Here is a 17,809-nt window from a genome sequence, read left to right as displayed (position 1 = left end):
GTATTTGCTGTCTTTGGGGAGCTAATAGATTAATTTCTTCGTTTATTGGCAGAAGTGAAATCAACCTCGTGAGTAATTAAATTTCCCCATTCAACAATCTAGGCAGCAATAAATCTCTTATTTCAGTTAGTCTCTTATTTTCAATAGAATTTGATAAGGTCTTTTCAAAAATAGAAACAACTTTTTTTTGAAAAATATAGATAATTTCTTTTGATGGTGTAATTATCTCTATTTTAGAGAATGTGCTTGTGTTTAAATTTAAAGTTGCAGTGCCACCACTTGCCAAATCTTTTAGATATTTTGTCATTGATGGCTGTTTTAACGATAAATATAAAAACTCACAGGATTGTTCATCATCTGGAATAATTGAATTAATTTGTTGGTTTGTATGAGATGGCTTAGATGTCATTGAAACCAATCCGACAGTAGCAATACAACTTACACAAATGCTTTTTGCTGGAATATATTTTTTAGATTGGTAATTTGCACCTACTACACTCAAGTTATCTGTTGTTTGAGTAATAAATACTTGATTGTGCATATCTGGAATCTTAATAAATGGCACATCATCACCATAAAATTCTTTGTTGGATTTTGATGGTGTTTTCCCGCAGATAATTTGACCTAAATCTGATAAGGCTTTCATTTCCCACCCCCTCGGCACCTCAACCCCATCAACCTCCACCCCATCAACCTCCACCATCTCACACGGAAACGCTTTGGCGGTTTCGGCTAATTCGGCGTAGCGGTCAGGCTGTGTTTGTGAAAGTGCGGTCAGTTCTTCGGGTGTTTTTCCGCTGATTGCCTGCATGGCGGCAAGTTCCGCTTGTTCAAGGCTCATGCCGTCCGAAAGGGCTTGGGCTTTGGCACGCACGGGATCGAAATCGACAAACCAGCTTTTAAACAGCGCTTGGGCGATTTGTTCCAAGGTTTGGTTGATTTGGGTGTTGAGTTCTATTTTGTCATCTAATGGGGTAATAATATCAAGGATTTTTTGTTGTGTTTCTTTATCTGGTATATTTAAAGATAAACTTGAAACCGAATCAAATGTGATCTGTGGAAATGTTCCAGATCTTGATTCAGCTATCATTTTAAAATATTCGGTTGTTTCATTGCTAATTAGTAGTAAAAATAGGAATTCTGGTAATACAATATTAGCATTAGGCTCAATTACCATAAATTTTGTGGAAACAACATAATTGTCTAAATCATTATCTACAAATAAATATCGTCCATTACCTGGTCTTATTTCACTATATAGAATATCGCCTTTTTTTATGGCTTTCTTAGCTTGCCCTGGTAAATCTTTGACGTTTGATATCTCGCAATGTAGAAATTTATTATTTAATACATCCCCAGTGTTAATAAATACAACATTTGGGTATGCATTAAAGTCAAACCTTCTTGATATATTTCTTGATATATCACCCAGAGAATACTCTTTCCAATCACTCATAACCCAATCCCCCTAAATTCTTCTTAATCTCAGCTTCCAATTCCGCACTTTTTGCAAATTGCTCCTTCAAAAGAGCGGTCAGATTTTGCATTTTTTCTGCAAATGGCACGCCGTCGTCTTCTTGTTCTGCAGTGCCGACGTAGCGCCCTGGTGTGAGGACGAAGTCGTTATTTTTAATCTCTTCTAAAGTCGCGGATTTGCAGAAAGCGGCTTGGTCTTCGTAGCCGTCTGATGTTTGCCAAGCGTGGAGGGTATCGGCAATTTTGGCGATGTCGTCAGCGGTGAAATCACGCAATACGCGGTCTTTCATATAGCCGATTTGGCGGGCATCGATAAATAATACTTCGCCTTTGCGCTTTTTGTTGCGGTTTAAAAACCAAATGCAGGCGGGGATTTTGGTGTTGGTAAAGAGCTGGCCGGGCAGGGCAACCATACATTCGACCAGGTCGGCATTGATGATGGCTTTGCGGATTTCGCCTTCGTTGTTGGTTTGGCTGCTCATAGAGCCGTTGGCAAGCAATAATGCTATTTTACCGTTTGGCGAGAGGTGGTAAATCATGTGTTGCAGCCAAGCGAAGTTGGCGTTGCCTTTGGGCGGTGTGCCGTATGCCCAACGTGGATCATCGGCAAGGGATTCATTCCACCATTCTTTATCATTAAAATGCGGATTCGCCATAATAAAATCCATCTTTTTGTCGATGTGTTGTGGCTGGGTGAAACTGTCGGCGTTGTATTTGCCGAAGTCGTAATCAATGCCGCGAATCGCCATATTCATGGCGGCGAGTTTCCAAGTGGTCGGGTTGAATTCTTGCCCGTAGATGGAAACGTTGTTGATGTTGCCTTGATGGGCGGTGATAAAGCGTTCGGTTTGCACGAAAAAGCCGCCACTGCCCATGGCTGGGTCATACACGCGTCCTGAATAGGGTTCGAGCATTTCGACAATCAGGGAAACAATGGATTTCGGTGTAAAATATTGCCCACTGCGTTTGCCTTCGGCTTGAGCAAATCTGCCGAGGAAATATTCGTAAACGTGGCCGAGAATATCTTTTGCGCCTAAATGTACGGGCTCGCCGTTGTAAGTTGGGCGGGTAAAGTGGGTATCGGAGAAGAGGATAATCAGCCCGCGCAGGGTGTCTTCGTTTACGGCATAGCCGCTGATGCGTTGGAGTACGCCTTTGAGTTTTTCGTTGTCTTTTTCAATGGCATCGAAGGCATCGTCAATCAGTTTTGCCACACCAGAAAATTTTCCACCCCAAGGCAATTCTGCCCCAGTGTTGAGAATAGAGACTTCTTGTAAGGCTTGCCAACGTGCAGAAGCTGGCACCCAAAATACGTTATCAGCGGTGTAATAATCACGGTTTTCTAGTTCTGCGGTTAAGGCTTCTTGATATTCTTCTTCAGTATCAAAAAAAGTGCGGTCAAGATAGAGGGGATTTTCAGGTGTGGAGAGTTCCGCCTGAATTTTTTCCTGTTGATGGGTGAAACTATCGGAAATGTATTTTAAGAAGATAAGACCAAGAACGATATGTTTATAGTTAGCGGCATCAAGTTGTTTGCGGAGTTTATCAGCAGATGCCCAAAGTTTTTCGTCTAATTCATTTAAAAATGCTTGTTGTAATGTGTGATTTTTATCGACAATCTTGGTCGTCTCGTCTCGTCTCGTCTTGCATAAATTATGCCCTCTGTAAAGTGATTTTTATCGGAAGTTTGAATATTCAAACAAATTATCAGGTGTCATTTTATCGAAAAACAGTATTAAGTTGAAAGGGATTTTTGCGTGCTAAATTCAATGATTTCCAGTAGAATGAGGCGCTTTTATAAATAAGGAATAACTATGGCAAGAGAATTTAAACGTAGCGATCGCGTCGCTCAAGAAATACAAAAAGAAATAGCAGTCATTTTACAACGCGAAGTGAAAGATCCCCGTATTGGGATGGTGACGGTTTCTGATGTGGAAGTGTCAAGTGATTTATCTTACGCAAAAATCTTTGTGACTTTTTTATTCGATCACGATGAAATGGCAATTGAGCAAGGCATGAAAGGCTTAGAAAAAGCATCGCCTTATATTCGTTCATTACTAGGCAAAGCGATGCGTTTACGTATCGTGCCAGAGATTCGCTTTATTTACGATCAATCCTTAGTGGAAGGGATGCGTATGTCAAATCTTGTGACAAATGTTGTGCGTGAAGATGAGAAAAAACACGTTGAGGAAAGCAACTAATGTCTAGACCTCGTAAACGCTGGCGTGATGTTGATGGTGTGTTTTTGTTGGATAAACCACAAGGCATGTCATCAAATGACATTATGCAAAAGGTAAAGCGTTTATTTCAAGCGAACAAAGCCGGGCATACTGGCGCGCTCGATCCGTTGGCTACGGGAATGTTGCCGATTTGCTTGGGGGAAGCAACTAAGTTTTCACAATTTTTGCTTGATGCCGATAAGCGTTATCTTGTTACGGCAAAATTAGGCGAACGTACCGATACTTCCGATGCAGAAGGGCAAGTCGTGGAAACTCGTGAAGTTAATCTTGAAACTCAGCAAATTTTGACCGCACTTGAACAATTTCGTGGCGATATTTTGCAAGTGCCGACAATGTTTTCCGCACTAAAACATAACGGCAAACCGCTTTATGAATATGCGCGCCAAGGTATTACCGTTGAGCGTGAGGCACGTCCAATTACGATTTTTGAACTTAATTTTATTGAATATAATGCGCCTTTTTTAACCTTAGAAGTGCATTGTTCAAAAGGCACTTATATTCGCACCTTAGTAGATGATTTAGGTGAAGTGCTAGGTTGTGGCGCGCATGTGACAATGTTACGCCGTACAGCCGTAGCGGATTACCCCGTAGCAGAAATGATGCCAATCAATGAGTTACAACTGCTCGCTGAAAGTTTTCCATTAAGTGAATTAGATCGTCTATTACTGCCAACCGATACCGCAGTAAGTAAATTGCCCGCTTTGCATTTGGATGCAGAGCAGAGTAAAGCCATTGGTTTTGGTCAGCGAGTGAAATTTGCTAACGAACAGCAATTAAGTGGTCAAGTGCGGTTATTTTCAGCGGAGAATTTATTCTTAGGCGTAGCCTTAATCGACGGGAATATTATTCGCCCACAACGATTAATTACACAATCCGCATAACTTCATTGCCTTTCCTGTAAAATTCTAGTAATCTCCTTGTAATTAATTTTTTACAATATATGTAAGATAAAAATTACAGGTGAGTTTTATGGAAGCCCTTAAAGATTTACGTTCTGAAATTGATTCGCTTGATCGCGAACTTATCCAACTTTTTGCTAAACGTCTTGAGTTGGTTTCTCAAGTCGGTAAAGTGAAACATCAACATGGATTACCTATTTATGCGCCAGAACGTGAAATAGCAATGCTCCAAGCACGTCGTTTAGAAGCTGAAAAAGCAGGCATTTCAGCCGATTTAATTGAAGATGTTCTACGCCGTTTTATGCGTGAATCCTATGCCAATGAAAACCAATTTGGTTTTAAAACTATCAATTCTGATATTCACAAAATTGTTATTGTGGGCGGTTATGGTAAATTAGGCGGCTTATTTGCCCGTTATTTACGTGCATCTGGCTATCCAATTTCTATTTTAGATCGCGAAGATTGGGCGGTGGCTGAAAGTATTTTAGCGAATGCTGATGTCGTGATCGTTTCCGTCCCTATTAATCTCACCTTAGAAACAATTGAACGCTTAAAACCTTATTTAACGGAAAACATGCTACTTGCAGATTTAACCTCTGTTAAGCGTGAACCGCTAGCGAAAATGCTTGAAGTTCATACTGGTGCTGTTTTAGGTTTACATCCAATGTTTGGTGCAGATATTGCAAGTATGGCAAAACAAGTGGTTGTGCGTTGTGATGGACGTTTTCCTGAACGTTATGAATGGTTACTTGAGCAAATTCAAATTTGGGGTGCAAAAATTTATCAAACCAATGCCACAGAACACGATCATAATATGACTTATATACAAGCCTTGCGCCATTTTTCGACTTTTGCGAATGGTTTACACCTTTCCAAACAGCCCATTAATCTCGCTAATTTATTGGCACTTTCTTCCCCTATTTATCGGTTAGAACTTGCGATGATAGGTCGTTTATTTGCGCAAGATGCAGAGCTTTACGCAGATATTATTATGGATAAGTCAGAAAATTTAGCGGTAATTGAAACGCTAAAACAAACTTACGACGAAGCCTTAACTTTCTTTGAAAATAATGATCGTCAAGGTTTTATTGATGCTTTCCACAAGGTGCATGACTGGTTCGGCGATTATTCAGAACAATTCTTAAAAGAAAGCCGTCAGTTATTGCAGCAGGCAAATGATTTGAAACAAGGGTAGAGAAAAGTGCGGTGAAATTTCACCGCAGTTTTTTACTGTCTCGCCAATCTTAAATTTTCAGGTAAATTCTCAAAATTAGAGCGGAATGGATTAATGTCTAATCCGCCACGACGAGTATAGCGTGCGTAAACGGTGAGTTTTTCTGGTTTTGCGTAGTGCATTAAATCGCAAAAAATACGTTCGACACATTGTTCGTGGAATTCATTGTGTTGGCGGAACGATACAACGTAACGCAATAATTTTTCCTGATTGATTTTTTTACCAACATAATGAATATGCAAGGAGCCCCAGTCTGGCTGATTGGTAATGAGGCAGTTAGATTTCAATAAATGGCTGACTAATTTTTCTTCGACAATTTCATCAGATACGCAATCTTTCAGCCAATCAGCGTTAAATTCGTAGCTAGTAATTTCAATATCTTGTTCATCAATGCAATCGCCTTGTAAATGCTCAATTTTTTGAGCATCATAAACTGCTACTGGATTTAACCGCACTTTTACATCGCCTTGCGCACATTCGATTAAATTGCGTTGCATAGTTTGTTGAACGGCGTTGAAGTCGGCAAATTTGCTTTGGTTAAAGCTATTTAAATAAAGTTTAAAACTTTTTGATTCAATCAAATTTTGGCTTTGATAATCCAGATAAATATCTGCGATAGCCACTTGTGGCAAGCCTTTTTCGTTGAGCCAAGAGATTTCATAAGCCGTCCAAATATCGGCGCCGATAGTAAATGGTTGGTTTTGAGTAATGCCCAATCCATCACGATTTAACGCACGTGGCACAGGCTGTAATAAAGTGCGGTCATATTGAGAGGCGTATTCCGTTTTTTGACCGAGTTTTAAGGATTTTAAGCTGTTGTCTTGGTAATTCATTTATTTTTCCTTTATATGTTAAACAATAATTTGCCTTCCCCTGCTTGCGGGGGAAGGTGGCGCGAAGCGTCGGAAGGGGGCTAAGACTTTATCATTCCAACAGAGAGTTGAGGCATAGACTTAAATTACAAAAAATTCCACGATAAATTCGAAACTAATAGACAGGTATCGCATTTAAAATGAAAGGTATCAAAAATCGCATTTTTTAACGCCCAATTTGCACCACAAGAAGGGCAGCAACGGGATTTTTCAGATTCTAAAGATTGCCCACCTACACGATATAAATAATAGTAAGTCGGTATGCCCGTTTCTTTTTCTATTTCTTGAGCTAAATATCGCCCATGTTTTGAAAGTGTGCTTTGGTGCTCCGAAATTTCTGCCAAAGATTGTTGTTCTAATACCGCACCATTCATTTGTAGTTGATCGCAGGCTTGCCAATTTTCTTGCCATTTAATCAGATCTTGGCTTAAGTGCGGTTGATTTTTCAACTGTTTATACAACGGAATTGGTGCGAAATTTTCTCCACTATGAATCGGTGAGCAGCTTTGTAAATGAGTTGTGTAAAGCACTTGCCAAGCTGGCGACGCATTTTCTGCCGTTTGATCTGAATTGAAATCATCGCCCACAAGTTGAAAACCATCAAAAATTACACCGCACTTTTCGGCTTCTTGTAATGCCCGATTCACTTCTGCGTTATTATTTTGTGGGAAAAGACTATCTTGCTCAGGGCAAATGACACGCATAGCAAAACCTTGTGCACCATCTTCTTCCGCTAAATATAAAGGAATTTCACGTCCGATAATTTGCCCGTTATACCGCCATTGATCGATCACGGCATTAAGTAAATGGATTTGTGATTCAATGTTATTTTCAAGGGCTGTCAGGCGAAAATAGGTCTCGATTAAATACATAAATTTTTTAATTGCTGTCCGATTTGGTTTAAGCCGTTTAAACGTGTTTCGCTTAAACGTTGTGAAATGCCGAGTTCGCTAAAAAAGGCAATAATATCAAATGTATTCAATTCATCCGCTGTTTTGCCATTGATTTGATTGAATAAAATCCAAAGTAAGCCATTCATAATTCTGGCTTCGCTAAATCCGCTGAATTGAAAAGTGCGGTCATTTTTAGGCATAATTTGAAACCACATTTGTGCTTCGCAGCCAGTAATAGGTTGCATTTGAGCGAGTTTATCATCGCTTGGGCGAGGTAAATTTTTGCCTGCTTGAATAATCAGGCGATAGCGTTCTTCCCAATTTTTAGCTTGTTTTAATTGTTCTATCATTGTAATAAATCCAGTGCTTTATCTAAGGCGGTAAAAAATGCCTCTACATCTTCCTGTGTATTATAAGGGGCAAAAGACAGGCGTAATGTGGTGCGTTCGCCTAAGCGTGCTAAATAAGGCTGGGCACAATGTTCGCCCACTCGGAGCGCAATATTTTGTTCGCTCAAAAGTGTAGAAAGATCGGAACAGTCAATGCCGTCAAATATAAAGCAAACGACAGTGCTTGCTTGAGGAGAATTGAATAATCGGCAATTCTCGTAAGATTTTAACCGCACTTTGACGGATTCAGCCAAGGATATAGCGTGCTGTTCTGCTGCGGTAAAATCCCATTTTTGTAGCCAATCCAGCACCGCATTAAAGCCAATAACCCCAGCAATATTGGGTGTGCCAGCTTCTAAACGATAAGGTAATTCGGCAAAAGTAATACGATCATTTGATACACGATCAACCATTTTTCCGCCGAAAAAGAGCGGTTGAAGTTGAGAAAGTGCGGTCAATTTTCCTGTTAAAACGCCAAGTCCATTTGGGCCATAAATTTTATGGGCAGAAAATGCGAGGAAATCGGCATCTAAATCTTGTAAATCAATTTTAATATGACTAATCGCTTGCGCAGCATCTACTAAAACCAACGCATTACTCTGTTTTCTAACCAGTTGAATCAGGCGTTTAATCGGCTGTTCTGTGCCAGTGACATTTGAAACAAAATTCAGCGCAACGAGTTTTGTTTTTTCAGAAAGGGCTGAAATCAGTGCATTTTCATCAATTAGCCAATTATCTAAAATCGGTAAAACTCGAATTTTTGCACCGCACTTTTTCGCCGTTTCATGCCAAGTGACAAAATTGGCATGATGATCTGCTTGGCTAATCAGAATTTCATCTTCGGCGTTTAATTGCGGCATCAATCCATTTGCCACTAAGTTTATTGCGTGAGTTGTACCCGAAGTCCAAATAACAGCGTGTTTATCTTCTGCATGAACCCATTCTTTAACTTGTGTGCGAGCCTGTTCATATTGCACAGTTTGGGCAGCATCATATTGGCTACGGTGCACCGAACCTGCAGACGCATAAAATTCAGCGGTGCGATCAATTAACACTTGAGGTTTCAACGCGGTGGCGGCGTTATCTAAATAAATAACCGCATCTTCACGTTGGAAATAGGGAAATGCTTGACGGAATGTTTGATAATCAAAAGCCATATTGATTTTTCTCTTGTCTGCGCCATTGACTTGGTTCAATCGGATTATTGTCTGCCCAAAGACCAATTCCTTTGGCTTGTGCATTTTCTTGCGCTTGAAGATAAATCGGATCATGGGAATATTGCTTATAAGCCCATGCCATACCCTGTTTAACCATTTCTAAATTAATATTTTGTTTTTGATAATAAACCACCGCTAAGGTGCGTTGATAGCGATCTTTTCCTTTTCGCGCAAGGCGTACATTTTTTTGATAAACCAGATCGGACAAGGTTTTTTTCGATTTTTGCCCAAAGGCTTGAGATTTTTCTGGCGCATCAATTTCGGCTAAACGAACTTTAATGGATTTATTGCCTTTAGTGAGGCAAGTGAGCGTATCGCCATCACTAATTTTAACCACACGACACGTATTTTTTTCGCGAGAACAAGCAGAAAGTACGGTAAAAATAAGTAATAAACTCGTCAATAGTATTTTTCGATTTATCATTTTGCAAAGTTTTTGATCTAAGTCTGGTTATTTTACCGAAAAAATGGCTCAAGTTAGCAAAAAAAAGCGTAAAATAATTTTGAAATATTATGAAAATAGTTGAAAAGGTTGTATATGATTCAAAAATTATTTTTATTAGTTCGTTCGTTGGTCATTTTATCTATTATGTTATATCTCGGAAATCTTATTGCTTATTACATTCCATCAGGTGTTCCAGGAAGTATTTGGGGATTGTTATTGCTCTTTTTAGGTTTAACAACACGAGTGATTCATTTAAATTGGATTTATTTAGGTGCAAGTTTGCTAATTCGTTTTATGGCAGTGCTTTTTGTACCAGTGAGCGTGGGAATTATCAAATATTCTGATTTATTGATAGAGCAAATTAATATTTTGCTTGTTCCTAATATTGTGAGTACTTGTGTCACTTTACTTGTTATAGGATTTTTAGGTCATTATTTGTATCAGATGCAATCTTTTACACATAAACGCAAAAAAGTAATAAAACGTAGAGAAAATCAGGTAAAACAAGCGAATTAGTATGTTAGGAAAGTTTATATGCAGCAGTACATTATTTATCTTTATACATTTTTAACAATTTTTGGGTTTTGGCTCGCACTACAAATTAGCAAACGTTGGAAGTCAATGATTTTTAATACTTTTGTTTTAACAGTATTAATTTTGGCGGCGATTTTAGTGATAGGAAAGATTCCTTATGATGATTATATGGCAGGAAATGCGCCTATTAATAATTTACTTGGCTTGAGTATCGTTGCTCTCGCATTGCCTCTTTATGAACAACTTCGCCAAATTGCCAGACAATGGAAAATTATTCTTTCAACGGTGGTTATAGCCTCTTTTTTGGCGATGTTAAGTGGCGGGCTTTTAGCATTTCTTTTAGGCGCAACGCCCGAAATGGTCGCTACGGTTTTACCTAAATCCATCACAATGCCTATTGCGATGGAAGTTTCCCGTCATTTAGGCGGCATTCCTGCCGTAACTGCAGTTGGTGTTGTGGTTGCAGGTTTGCAAGGATCGATATTTGGTTATCTTGTATTAAAAAAATTGGGTGTTAAACATCAAGAAGCTATTGGGCTTTCTGTTGGTTCGGTTTCTCACGCGCTCGGTACAGTAAGTTGTATGGAAACGAATCCAACAGCGGGAAGTTACAGTTCTATTTCTCTTGTGCTTTGTGGGATTATTAGTTCTATTCTCGCGCCATTTGTATTTAAGCTGATTTATTTCTTTGTTTAAATATCAATAAAAATTCAACCGCACTTTATTCATTCTAGATTTTATTTGTTCTAGATAAAGTGCGGTTGTTTTTTGCGCTAAATGATTAGATAATGCAGAAAAACGAAATAAAACAAAGCGATATGAAACCACTTATCATTGATTCTTCTTGGACAGAACGTTTTCTTCCTGATCCTCCACGTGAAAAAGATAATCGCCCACCATTTCGTCGTGATCGCGGGCGAATTTTACATTCTGCCGCTTTTCGTTGCTTACAGGCGAAAACTCAAATTCACTCAATTGGCGAAAATGATTTTTATCGTACTCGCTTAACCCATTCTTTGGAAGTTGCACAGATTGGTAGTAGTCTCGTTGCACAACTTAAATTTTTAGAAACCTTTGAAAGCCTTTCGCAAACATTAAATATTGATAAAAATGAGTTACAAAAGCAGTTGAAACCTTTATTGCCAAGTAATGATCTTATTGAGAGTTTGTGTTTTGCACATGATATAGGGCATCCACCTTTTGGGCATGGTGGCGAAACGGCATTAAATTATATGATAGCAGAGCAGGGCGGTTTTGAAGGCAATGCGCAAACCTTTAGAATTTTAACAAAACTTGAGCCTTACACTGAAAATGCAGGGATGAATCTAACGCGTAGAACACTATTGGGTGTCGTGAAATATCCCGCGTTGTTAGATGTGGTTTCGCCTCAATATGCAGAACTTAATTTTTCTCGCAATATTGATCCTCGTTTTGTGCGTATTCACGATTGGATTCCAGGAAAGGGCATTTTCCGCGATGATTTAAAAATGTTTAATTGGTTGCTGGAAAATCTTTCTGAAAATGACCGCACTTTATTTGGGAAATTTAAAAAAGTGCGGGAAAATCCTGCGGAATTTTTACAGACGAGCTTTAAATCTTTGGATTGTAGCATTATGGAATTGGCAGATGATATTGCCTATGGTGTACACGATTTAGAAGATGCCATTGTAACTGGCGTGGTAAATCCACATCAATGGCAAGCAGCACATGCTGAATTAAAACAAATTCCCTCTACTTGGTTGCATAAAAATATTGATTCAATTAGCCAACGACTTTTCTCTGATAAACATTTTGAACGCAAACAAGCGATTGGTGCATTGGTAAACTTTTTTATTACTAATGTGCGGTGGAAATTAACGGCAAATTTTGATGAACCTTTGTTACGTTATAACGCAGAGCTGCCACCTGAAGTGATTGCTGCACTTGGTATATTTAAAAAATTCGTTTGGGATTATGTTATCCGTAATGTGGATACTCAGAGAATTGAGTATAAAGGGCAGAGAATGCTGACAGAAATGTTCCAAATTTTTGAATCTGATCCAGAGCGTTTATTACCAAGAAATACGGCAAATCGTTGGCGTAATGCCCCTGAAGAAAGGAAGAAGCGGATTATTTGCGATTATATTGCAGGCATGTCAGATGCACACGCATTGCGGGTATATCAACAACTTTGATTTAAGAGAGAATCCCATTGAATTGATGGGATTTTTTATGTAAACCGTATAGAATAGTGCGGTTAATTTTCACTGAATTTTTATGGGGCAGTTGTGGCATTAATTAGTTTAACCAATGGATACCTTTCTTTTAGCGATGCACCTTTATTAGATCACGCAGAACTACATATTGAACCGAATGAACGCGTTTGTTTAGTTGGGCGTAACGGCGCAGGTAAATCAACTTTATTGAAAATCATCGCAGGCGATGTGTTGATGGATGATGGCAAAATCCAATACGAAAAAGATCTTGTGGTTTCTCGTTTAGAACAAGACCCACCGCGTAATGCACAAGGCAATATTTTTGATTATGTTGCGGAAGGTGTAGAGCATTTAACGGATTTATTGAAAGAATATCATCATATTTCTGTTCAATTGGAAGAAAATTACAGTGATCAAATTTTAACTCAATTAGAACAGGTTCAAACTAAATTAGAACACGCTGATGGCTGGCGATTTGAAAATAAAATCAATGAAGTGTTGTTAAAACTGGGCTTAAATCCAAACACAAAATTATCCGCACTTTCGGGCGGTTGGTTGCGTAAAGCAGCATTAGCACGCGCATTGGTGTGCGATCCTGATGTGTTACTACTTGATGAACCAACAAACCACTTGGATGTGGAAGCTATTGAATGGTTGGAAAATTTCTTACTTGATTTCCAAGGTAGCATTATATTTATTTCTCATGACCGTTCTTTTATTCGCAAAATGGCAACACGGATTGTGGATTTAGATCGCGGTCAATTGCGGTCTTATCCAGGAAATTACGATTTATATTTAACCACGAAAGAAGAAAATCTACGCGTTGAAGCCTTGCAAAATGAATTATTTGATAAACGTCTTGCACAGGAAGAAGTGTGGATTCGCCAAGGTATCAAGGCTCGCCGTACAAGAAATGAAGGGCGAGTGCGAGCATTAAAAGCGATGCGTGAGGAACGCCGCCAACGCCGTGAAGTAATGGGAACAGCCAAATTACAGTTAGATACCTCAAGTCGTTCAGGCAAAATTGTCTTTGAAATGGAAAATGTGAGCTATGAAATCGCAGGAAAAACCTTGTTAAAAGATTTTTCAACAACGATTTTACGTGGAGACAAAATTGCGCTTGTTGGGGCAAATGGCTGTGGGAAAACCACTTTCATTAAATTATTGCTGGGGGAAATTCAGCCAACATCAGGAAAAATTCGTTGTGGTACCAAATTAGATATTGCTTATTTTGACCAATATCGTGCTGATTTAGATCCCGAAAAAACCGTGATGGATAATGTAGCGGATGGCAAACAAGATATTGAAATCAATGGTGTAAAACGCCATGTGCTAGGATATTTGCAAGATTTTTTGTTCCCGCCAAAACGTGCAATGACGCCAGTTAAAGCCTTATCGGGGGGAGAACGAAATCGTTTATTGCTCGCAAAATTATTACTCAAACCAAATAATTTATTGATTCTTGACGAACCAACCAATGACCTTGATGTAGAAACATTGGAGCTTTTAGAAGAAATTTTGACTGATTATCAAGGCACATTGTTAATTGTGAGCCACGACCGTCAATTTATCGATAATACTGCGACAGAATGTTATTTATTCGAAGGTGAAGGGCGTTTGAATAAGTATGTGGGTGGATTCTTTGATGCGAAACAGCAACAAGCCAATTTCTGGGCAAGCAAAGCAGTGGAAGAACAGGCTAAACCGAAGAAAACTGAACCACTAAAAGAAGAAAGTGCGGTGAAAAATGACCGCACTTCTAAGCCGAAATCCGTGAAACTTTCTTATAAAGAACAACGAGAGCTAGAACAGCTTCCACAACTATTGGAAGAGTTGGAAACTAAAATCACCGTACTTCAAGCTGAAATAGCCGATCCAGTATTTTTCCAACAAGCTCATGATATTACCGATGCTAAATTAAAAGCATTGGCGGATACTGAAGCCGAATTAGAAACAGCATTTTTACGCTGGGAAGAATTAGAAGAAAAGAAAAATTTGGTTGAAGGTAAAGCTTAAAAAAATAACGCCCGAAAGGGCGTTTTTTTTTATGTATTTTCAAGATGATCTTTTTTCAAAATATTTTCTTCATCAAGTATTGATAAACGAGCAATAGCGTTTCGATAAGAAATTTCAAGGGTTTCTCTGCTGGTTGCCATTACGCCTTGATCCACTAAAAATCCATCATTTACGTCATATACCCAGCCATGTAATGAGAGTTTTTGTCCGCGTTCCCAAGCACTTTTTACAATAGAAGTTCGACCAAGATTGTAAACCTGTTCCGCTACGTTAATTTTAGTTAGCATATCGGCACGTTTTTCTGGAGAAAGTTTACCGAGAAGATGACCGTGTTTAAACCAAATATCACGAATATGAAGAAGCCAGTTGTTGATAAGCCCTAAATCTTTATCTGCCATAGCAGCATGAATCCCCCCGCAGTTGGTGTGACCACAGATAATAATATGTTCAATTTTAAGCACATCGACGGCATATTGCACAACAGAAAGGCAATTAAAATCTGTGTGAATTACTTGGTTAGCAACATTACGGTGTACAAAAAGCTCGCCCGGTTCAAGATTTGTCAATTTTTCAGCAGGCACACGGCTATCAGAGCAACCAATCCAAAGGTAATGTGGCGTTTGATGATCCGCAAGTTCTTTGAAGTAAGTAGAATTTTCTTCTTTCATTCTTTGCGCCCAGCTGTAATTGTTGGCAAAGAGTTGTTTAATTTTATCCATTTTACTTTCCTTAAAATTCTGAAAAAATTGACCGCACTTTGGCGTAAGTGCGGTCAATATTAAAGTTAAATTGAATTAGAAATTCGCATTTCTTGGCGCGCGTGGGAATGGAATTACATCACGAATATTTTGAACGCCAGTTACATAGACGATTAAACGTTCAAAACCAAGACCAAAACCAGAATGTGGAACACTGCCGTATTTACGAAGATCGCGATACCACCAATAATCATCTGGATTTAATCCCATTTCTTCCATGCGTTTATCAAGCACCTCTAAACGTTCTTCACGTTGTGAACCACCGATGATTTCACCAATTCCTGGAGCTAACACGTCCATTGCTGCCACAGTTTTTCCATCATCATTTAAACGCATATAGAATGCTTTAATGTCTTTTGGATAGTTTTTTACCACAACTGGTGATTTGAAATATTCTTCCGCTAAGAAACGTTCGTGTTCAGAAGAAAGATCAATGCCCCAAGAAACAGGGAATTCAAATTTCTTACCAGATTTTAATAACACATCAATGGCATCGGTATAGTCAATTTGCGCAAAATCTGAGTTTACAAAGTTTTCTAAACGAGTAATAACATCTTTATCTACATGTTTTTCAAAGAATTGTAAGTCGTCTTTACGCTCTGCTAATACTGCGCGGAATACGTATTTCAACATATCTTCTGCAAGTTTTGCGTTATCCGCTAAGGTTGCAAATGCAACTTCGGGTTCAACCATCCAGAATTCCGCTAAGTGACGGGTGGTATTCGAGTTTTCTGCACGGAATGTTGGGCCAAAAGTATAAATTTTGCTTAATGCACAAGCGTAGGTTTCGCCGTTTAACTGACCTGAAACCGTTAAAAATGATTCTTTACCGAAGAAATCTTGGCTGAAATCAACTTTTCCATTTTCACTACGTGGAAGATTTTCTAAATCAAGCGTTGAAACACGGAACATTTCACCCGCACCTTCAGTGTCTGATGCAGTAATTAATGGGGTTGCCACCCAGTAGAAACCTTGCTCATGGAAGAAACGGTGAATTGCTTGAGACAAGCAATGACGAACACGCGCGACCGCGCCAATAATATTGGTACGAGGGCGTAAGTGAGCCACTTCGCGTAAATATTCGATAGAGTGGCGTTTTGCTGCCATTGGGTAAGTATCTGGATCTTCAACAAACCCTGTCACTTCCACTTTTTCTGCTTGTAATTCAACCGCTTGTCCTTCTGCAGGTGATTCAACGACCTTACCGGTTACAATCACAGAACAGCCTGTTGTTAAACGTAAAATTTCGCTTTCGTAATTTTCAATATCGTTATTAATAATCGCTTGAATTGGATCAAAGCAAGAACCGTCATAAACCGCTAAGAAAGATAAGCCTGCTTTAGAATCGCGACGGGTACGAACCCAACCACGCACAGTGACACTTTCACCAATCACCACTTTCCCTTGTAATACATCAACAATTGATGCCACTTTAGACATATTAAACCTCTGTAACTGAATGTAATTCACATAAAATTGCCGATAGTTTACCTTAATAAAGGAAATTTTCCATAAAAATATAGTGTTGGTGCGGGCTATGAACAATAAAATCGCCTTAAAAATGAGTCCTAAATAAAATAGGGTAAAGCCTCATTAATATTGAATATACGCGATTTTATGCTAAAATCTCGGGCCAAAATCATTATGGCTAATAATAGGAAAAAATATGAAAGTTTTAGAAGGCTCAGTCGCAGCACCTAATGCAAAAGTTGCAGTAGCAATTGCTCGTTTTAACAGTTTTATTAATGAAAGTTTATTAGAAGGTGCAATTGACGCATTAAAACGTATTGGCCAAGTGAAAGATGAAAATATCACTATCGTGCGTATCCCAGGCGCGTATGAGTTGCCATTAGTTGCTCGTCGTTTAGCTGAAAGTAAAAAATTTGATGCAATTGTGGCATTAGGTACAGTTATCCGTGGTGGTACAGCACATTTTGAATATGTAGCAGGAGAAGCAAGCAGCGGTTTAGGAAAAGTTGCAATGGATGCTGAAATCCCTGTCGCTTTTGGTGTATTAACCACAGAAAATATTGAACAGGCGATTGAACGTGCTGGTACTAAAGCAGGAAACAAAGGTGCAGAAGCAGCCTTAACCGCACTTGAAATGGTTAATCTTATTCAACAAATTGATGCGGCATAAATCATGACAGAACAAAAACAAGTGAAAAAGCCTTCTGCTCGTCGTCGTGCGCGTGAATGTACTGTTCAAGCCTTGTATTCTTGGGCAGTATCCGGCAATACTGCAGAACAAGTGGAATTAGCCTTTGTGTTAGATCAAGATATGGAAGGGGTAGATAAACCTTACTTCCGTAAATTATTTCGTCAAACAATAGAAAATATTGAAACCGTTGATTTTTCAATTTCGCCTTATATTGACCGTGCTTTTGATGAGCTTGATCCTATTGAAACGGCAATTTTACGTTTGGCCGTTTATGAATTGCGCTTCGAGTTAGATGTGCCATATAAAGTGGTTATCAATGAAGCGATTGAAGTGGCAAAAGTATTCGGTGCAGATGAAAGCCATAAATATATCAATGGCGTACTTGATAAAATCGCACCAGCATTAGGGCGTAAATAATCCTTTTAAACTGAAAATGGCGCGCGTTTTTAACGCGTGCCTTTTCTTTTATAAGATAGGTGA

Annotated in this window: 17 protein-coding genes and 1 pseudogene; 9 read left to right on the top strand and 9 right to left on the bottom strand. The window is 39.0% G+C overall.

Annotation, left to right across the window (positions count from 1 at the left end; all coding sequences use genetic code 11):
- Positions 1-76: 76 nt before the first annotated feature.
- The gene (locus DV356_RS05225; protein ID WP_005694527.1) at positions 77-1,456 is read right to left on the bottom strand and encodes a restriction endonuclease subunit S; all 1,380 of its coding nucleotides are present in this window, start codon (positions 1,454-1,456) and stop codon (positions 77-79) included.
- Positions 1,449-3,175, bottom strand: a pseudogene (locus DV356_RS05220) (class I SAM-dependent DNA methyltransferase). The gene DV356_RS05225 and the pseudogene DV356_RS05220 overlap by 8 nt, the downstream one beginning before the upstream one ends.
- Before the next feature lie 115 nt (positions 3,176-3,290).
- On the opposite strand from DV356_RS05220, the gene rbfA reads away from it, so the two are divergent.
- From rbfA to tyrA, 3 genes are all read left to right on the top strand, one after another.
- A complete protein-coding gene (rbfA, locus tag DV356_RS05215; protein ID WP_005694530.1) occupies positions 3,291-3,677 on the top strand; it encodes a 30S ribosome-binding factor RbfA in 387 nt (128 codons plus the stop codon).
- Positions 3,677-4,597: a tRNA pseudouridine(55) synthase TruB gene (truB, locus tag DV356_RS05210; protein ID WP_005694531.1), complete on the top strand. Its 921-nt coding sequence runs from the start codon at positions 3,677-3,679 to the stop codon at positions 4,595-4,597. The genes rbfA and truB overlap by 1 nt, the downstream gene beginning before the upstream one ends.
- Positions 4,598-4,685: 88 nt before the next feature.
- Positions 4,686-5,810 carry a bifunctional chorismate mutase/prephenate dehydrogenase gene (gene tyrA, locus DV356_RS05205; protein ID WP_192882162.1) on the top strand — a complete coding sequence of 375 codons (1,125 nt, stop codon included), beginning with the start codon at positions 4,686-4,688 and terminating at the stop codon, positions 5,808-5,810.
- A gap of 32 nt (positions 5,811-5,842) precedes the next feature.
- Here the strand turns inward: tyrA and queF are convergent, their stop codons facing one another.
- From queF to DV356_RS05180, 5 genes are all read right to left on the bottom strand, one after another.
- The gene (gene queF / locus DV356_RS05200) at positions 5,843-6,682 is read right to left on the bottom strand and encodes an NADPH-dependent 7-cyano-7-deazaguanine reductase QueF (RefSeq protein WP_071163292.1); all 840 of its coding nucleotides are present in this window, start codon (positions 6,680-6,682) and stop codon (positions 5,843-5,845) included.
- A gap of 125 nt (positions 6,683-6,807) precedes the next feature.
- On the bottom strand, positions 6,808-7,593 hold the full coding sequence (locus DV356_RS05195) for a Zn-ribbon-containing protein (RefSeq protein WP_118806629.1): 786 nt from the start codon (positions 7,591-7,593) through the stop codon (positions 6,808-6,810).
- Positions 7,584-7,964, bottom strand: a complete 381-nt coding sequence (locus tag DV356_RS05190; RefSeq protein ID WP_118806628.1) for a SufE family protein — start codon at positions 7,962-7,964, stop codon at positions 7,584-7,586. Before DV356_RS05190 ends, DV356_RS05195 begins: the two co-directional genes overlap by 10 nt.
- Entirely contained in the window at positions 7,961-9,160 is a 1,200-nt protein-coding gene (locus tag DV356_RS05185) for a cysteine desulfurase (RefSeq protein ID WP_118806627.1), read from the bottom strand. Before DV356_RS05185 ends, DV356_RS05190 begins: the two co-directional genes overlap by 4 nt.
- Entirely contained in the window at positions 9,150-9,644 is a 495-nt protein-coding gene (locus tag DV356_RS05180) for a thermonuclease family protein (protein WP_192882161.1), read from the bottom strand. Before DV356_RS05180 ends, DV356_RS05185 begins: the two co-directional genes overlap by 11 nt.
- Positions 9,645-9,758: 114 nt before the next feature.
- On the opposite strand from DV356_RS05180, the gene DV356_RS05175 reads away from it, so the two are divergent.
- From DV356_RS05175 to DV356_RS05160, 4 genes are all read left to right on the top strand, one after another.
- Positions 9,759-10,181: a CidA/LrgA family protein gene (locus DV356_RS05175; RefSeq protein ID WP_005650310.1), complete on the top strand. Its 423-nt coding sequence runs from the start codon at positions 9,759-9,761 to the stop codon at positions 10,179-10,181.
- Positions 10,182-10,199: 18 nt separating this feature from the next.
- Positions 10,200-10,895: a CidB/LrgB family autolysis modulator gene (locus tag DV356_RS05170; protein WP_005659557.1), complete on the top strand. Its 696-nt coding sequence runs from the start codon at positions 10,200-10,202 to the stop codon at positions 10,893-10,895.
- Between the two features lie 92 nt (positions 10,896-10,987).
- Complete coding sequence (locus DV356_RS05165; protein WP_118806625.1) at positions 10,988-12,373, top strand: anti-phage deoxyguanosine triphosphatase; 1,386 nt, start codon at positions 10,988-10,990, stop codon at positions 12,371-12,373.
- A 93-nt stretch (positions 12,374-12,466) separates the two neighbouring features.
- Positions 12,467-14,410: an ABC transporter ATP-binding protein gene (locus DV356_RS05160; RefSeq protein WP_118806624.1), complete on the top strand. Its 1,944-nt coding sequence runs from the start codon at positions 12,467-12,469 to the stop codon at positions 14,408-14,410.
- Between the two features lie 29 nt (positions 14,411-14,439).
- On the opposite strand, the gene can is transcribed toward DV356_RS05160, so the two are convergent.
- Positions 14,440-15,129, bottom strand: coding sequence for a carbonate dehydratase (can, locus tag DV356_RS05155; protein WP_005631770.1), 690 nt, complete (start codon positions 15,127-15,129; stop codon positions 14,440-14,442).
- Positions 15,130-15,204: 75 nt separating this feature from the next.
- Positions 15,205-16,608 (bottom strand): asparagine--tRNA ligase, encoded by a 1,404-nt coding sequence (gene asnS, locus DV356_RS05150; RefSeq protein WP_105877691.1) that lies wholly within the window; start codon positions 16,606-16,608, stop codon positions 15,205-15,207.
- A 226-nt stretch (positions 16,609-16,834) separates the two neighbouring features.
- Between asnS and ribH the strand changes: the two genes are divergently transcribed.
- Positions 16,835-17,308 carry a 6,7-dimethyl-8-ribityllumazine synthase gene (ribH, locus tag DV356_RS05145; protein WP_112119203.1) on the top strand — a complete coding sequence of 158 codons (474 nt, stop codon included), beginning with the start codon at positions 16,835-16,837 and terminating at the stop codon, positions 17,306-17,308.
- A 3-nt stretch (positions 17,309-17,311) separates the two neighbouring features.
- Complete coding sequence (gene nusB, locus DV356_RS05140; RefSeq protein WP_015702186.1) at positions 17,312-17,746, top strand: transcription antitermination factor NusB; 435 nt, start codon at positions 17,312-17,314, stop codon at positions 17,744-17,746.
- Positions 17,747-17,809: the final 63 nt, after the last annotated feature.

It is taken from the genome of Haemophilus influenzae (assembly GCF_003494325.1).
Taxonomy (GTDB): domain Bacteria; phylum Pseudomonadota; class Gammaproteobacteria; order Enterobacterales; family Pasteurellaceae; genus Haemophilus; species Haemophilus influenzae_I.
Note: the sequence above shows the minus strand (reverse complement) of the source record. Positions and strands in the feature narration are given on the sequence as shown.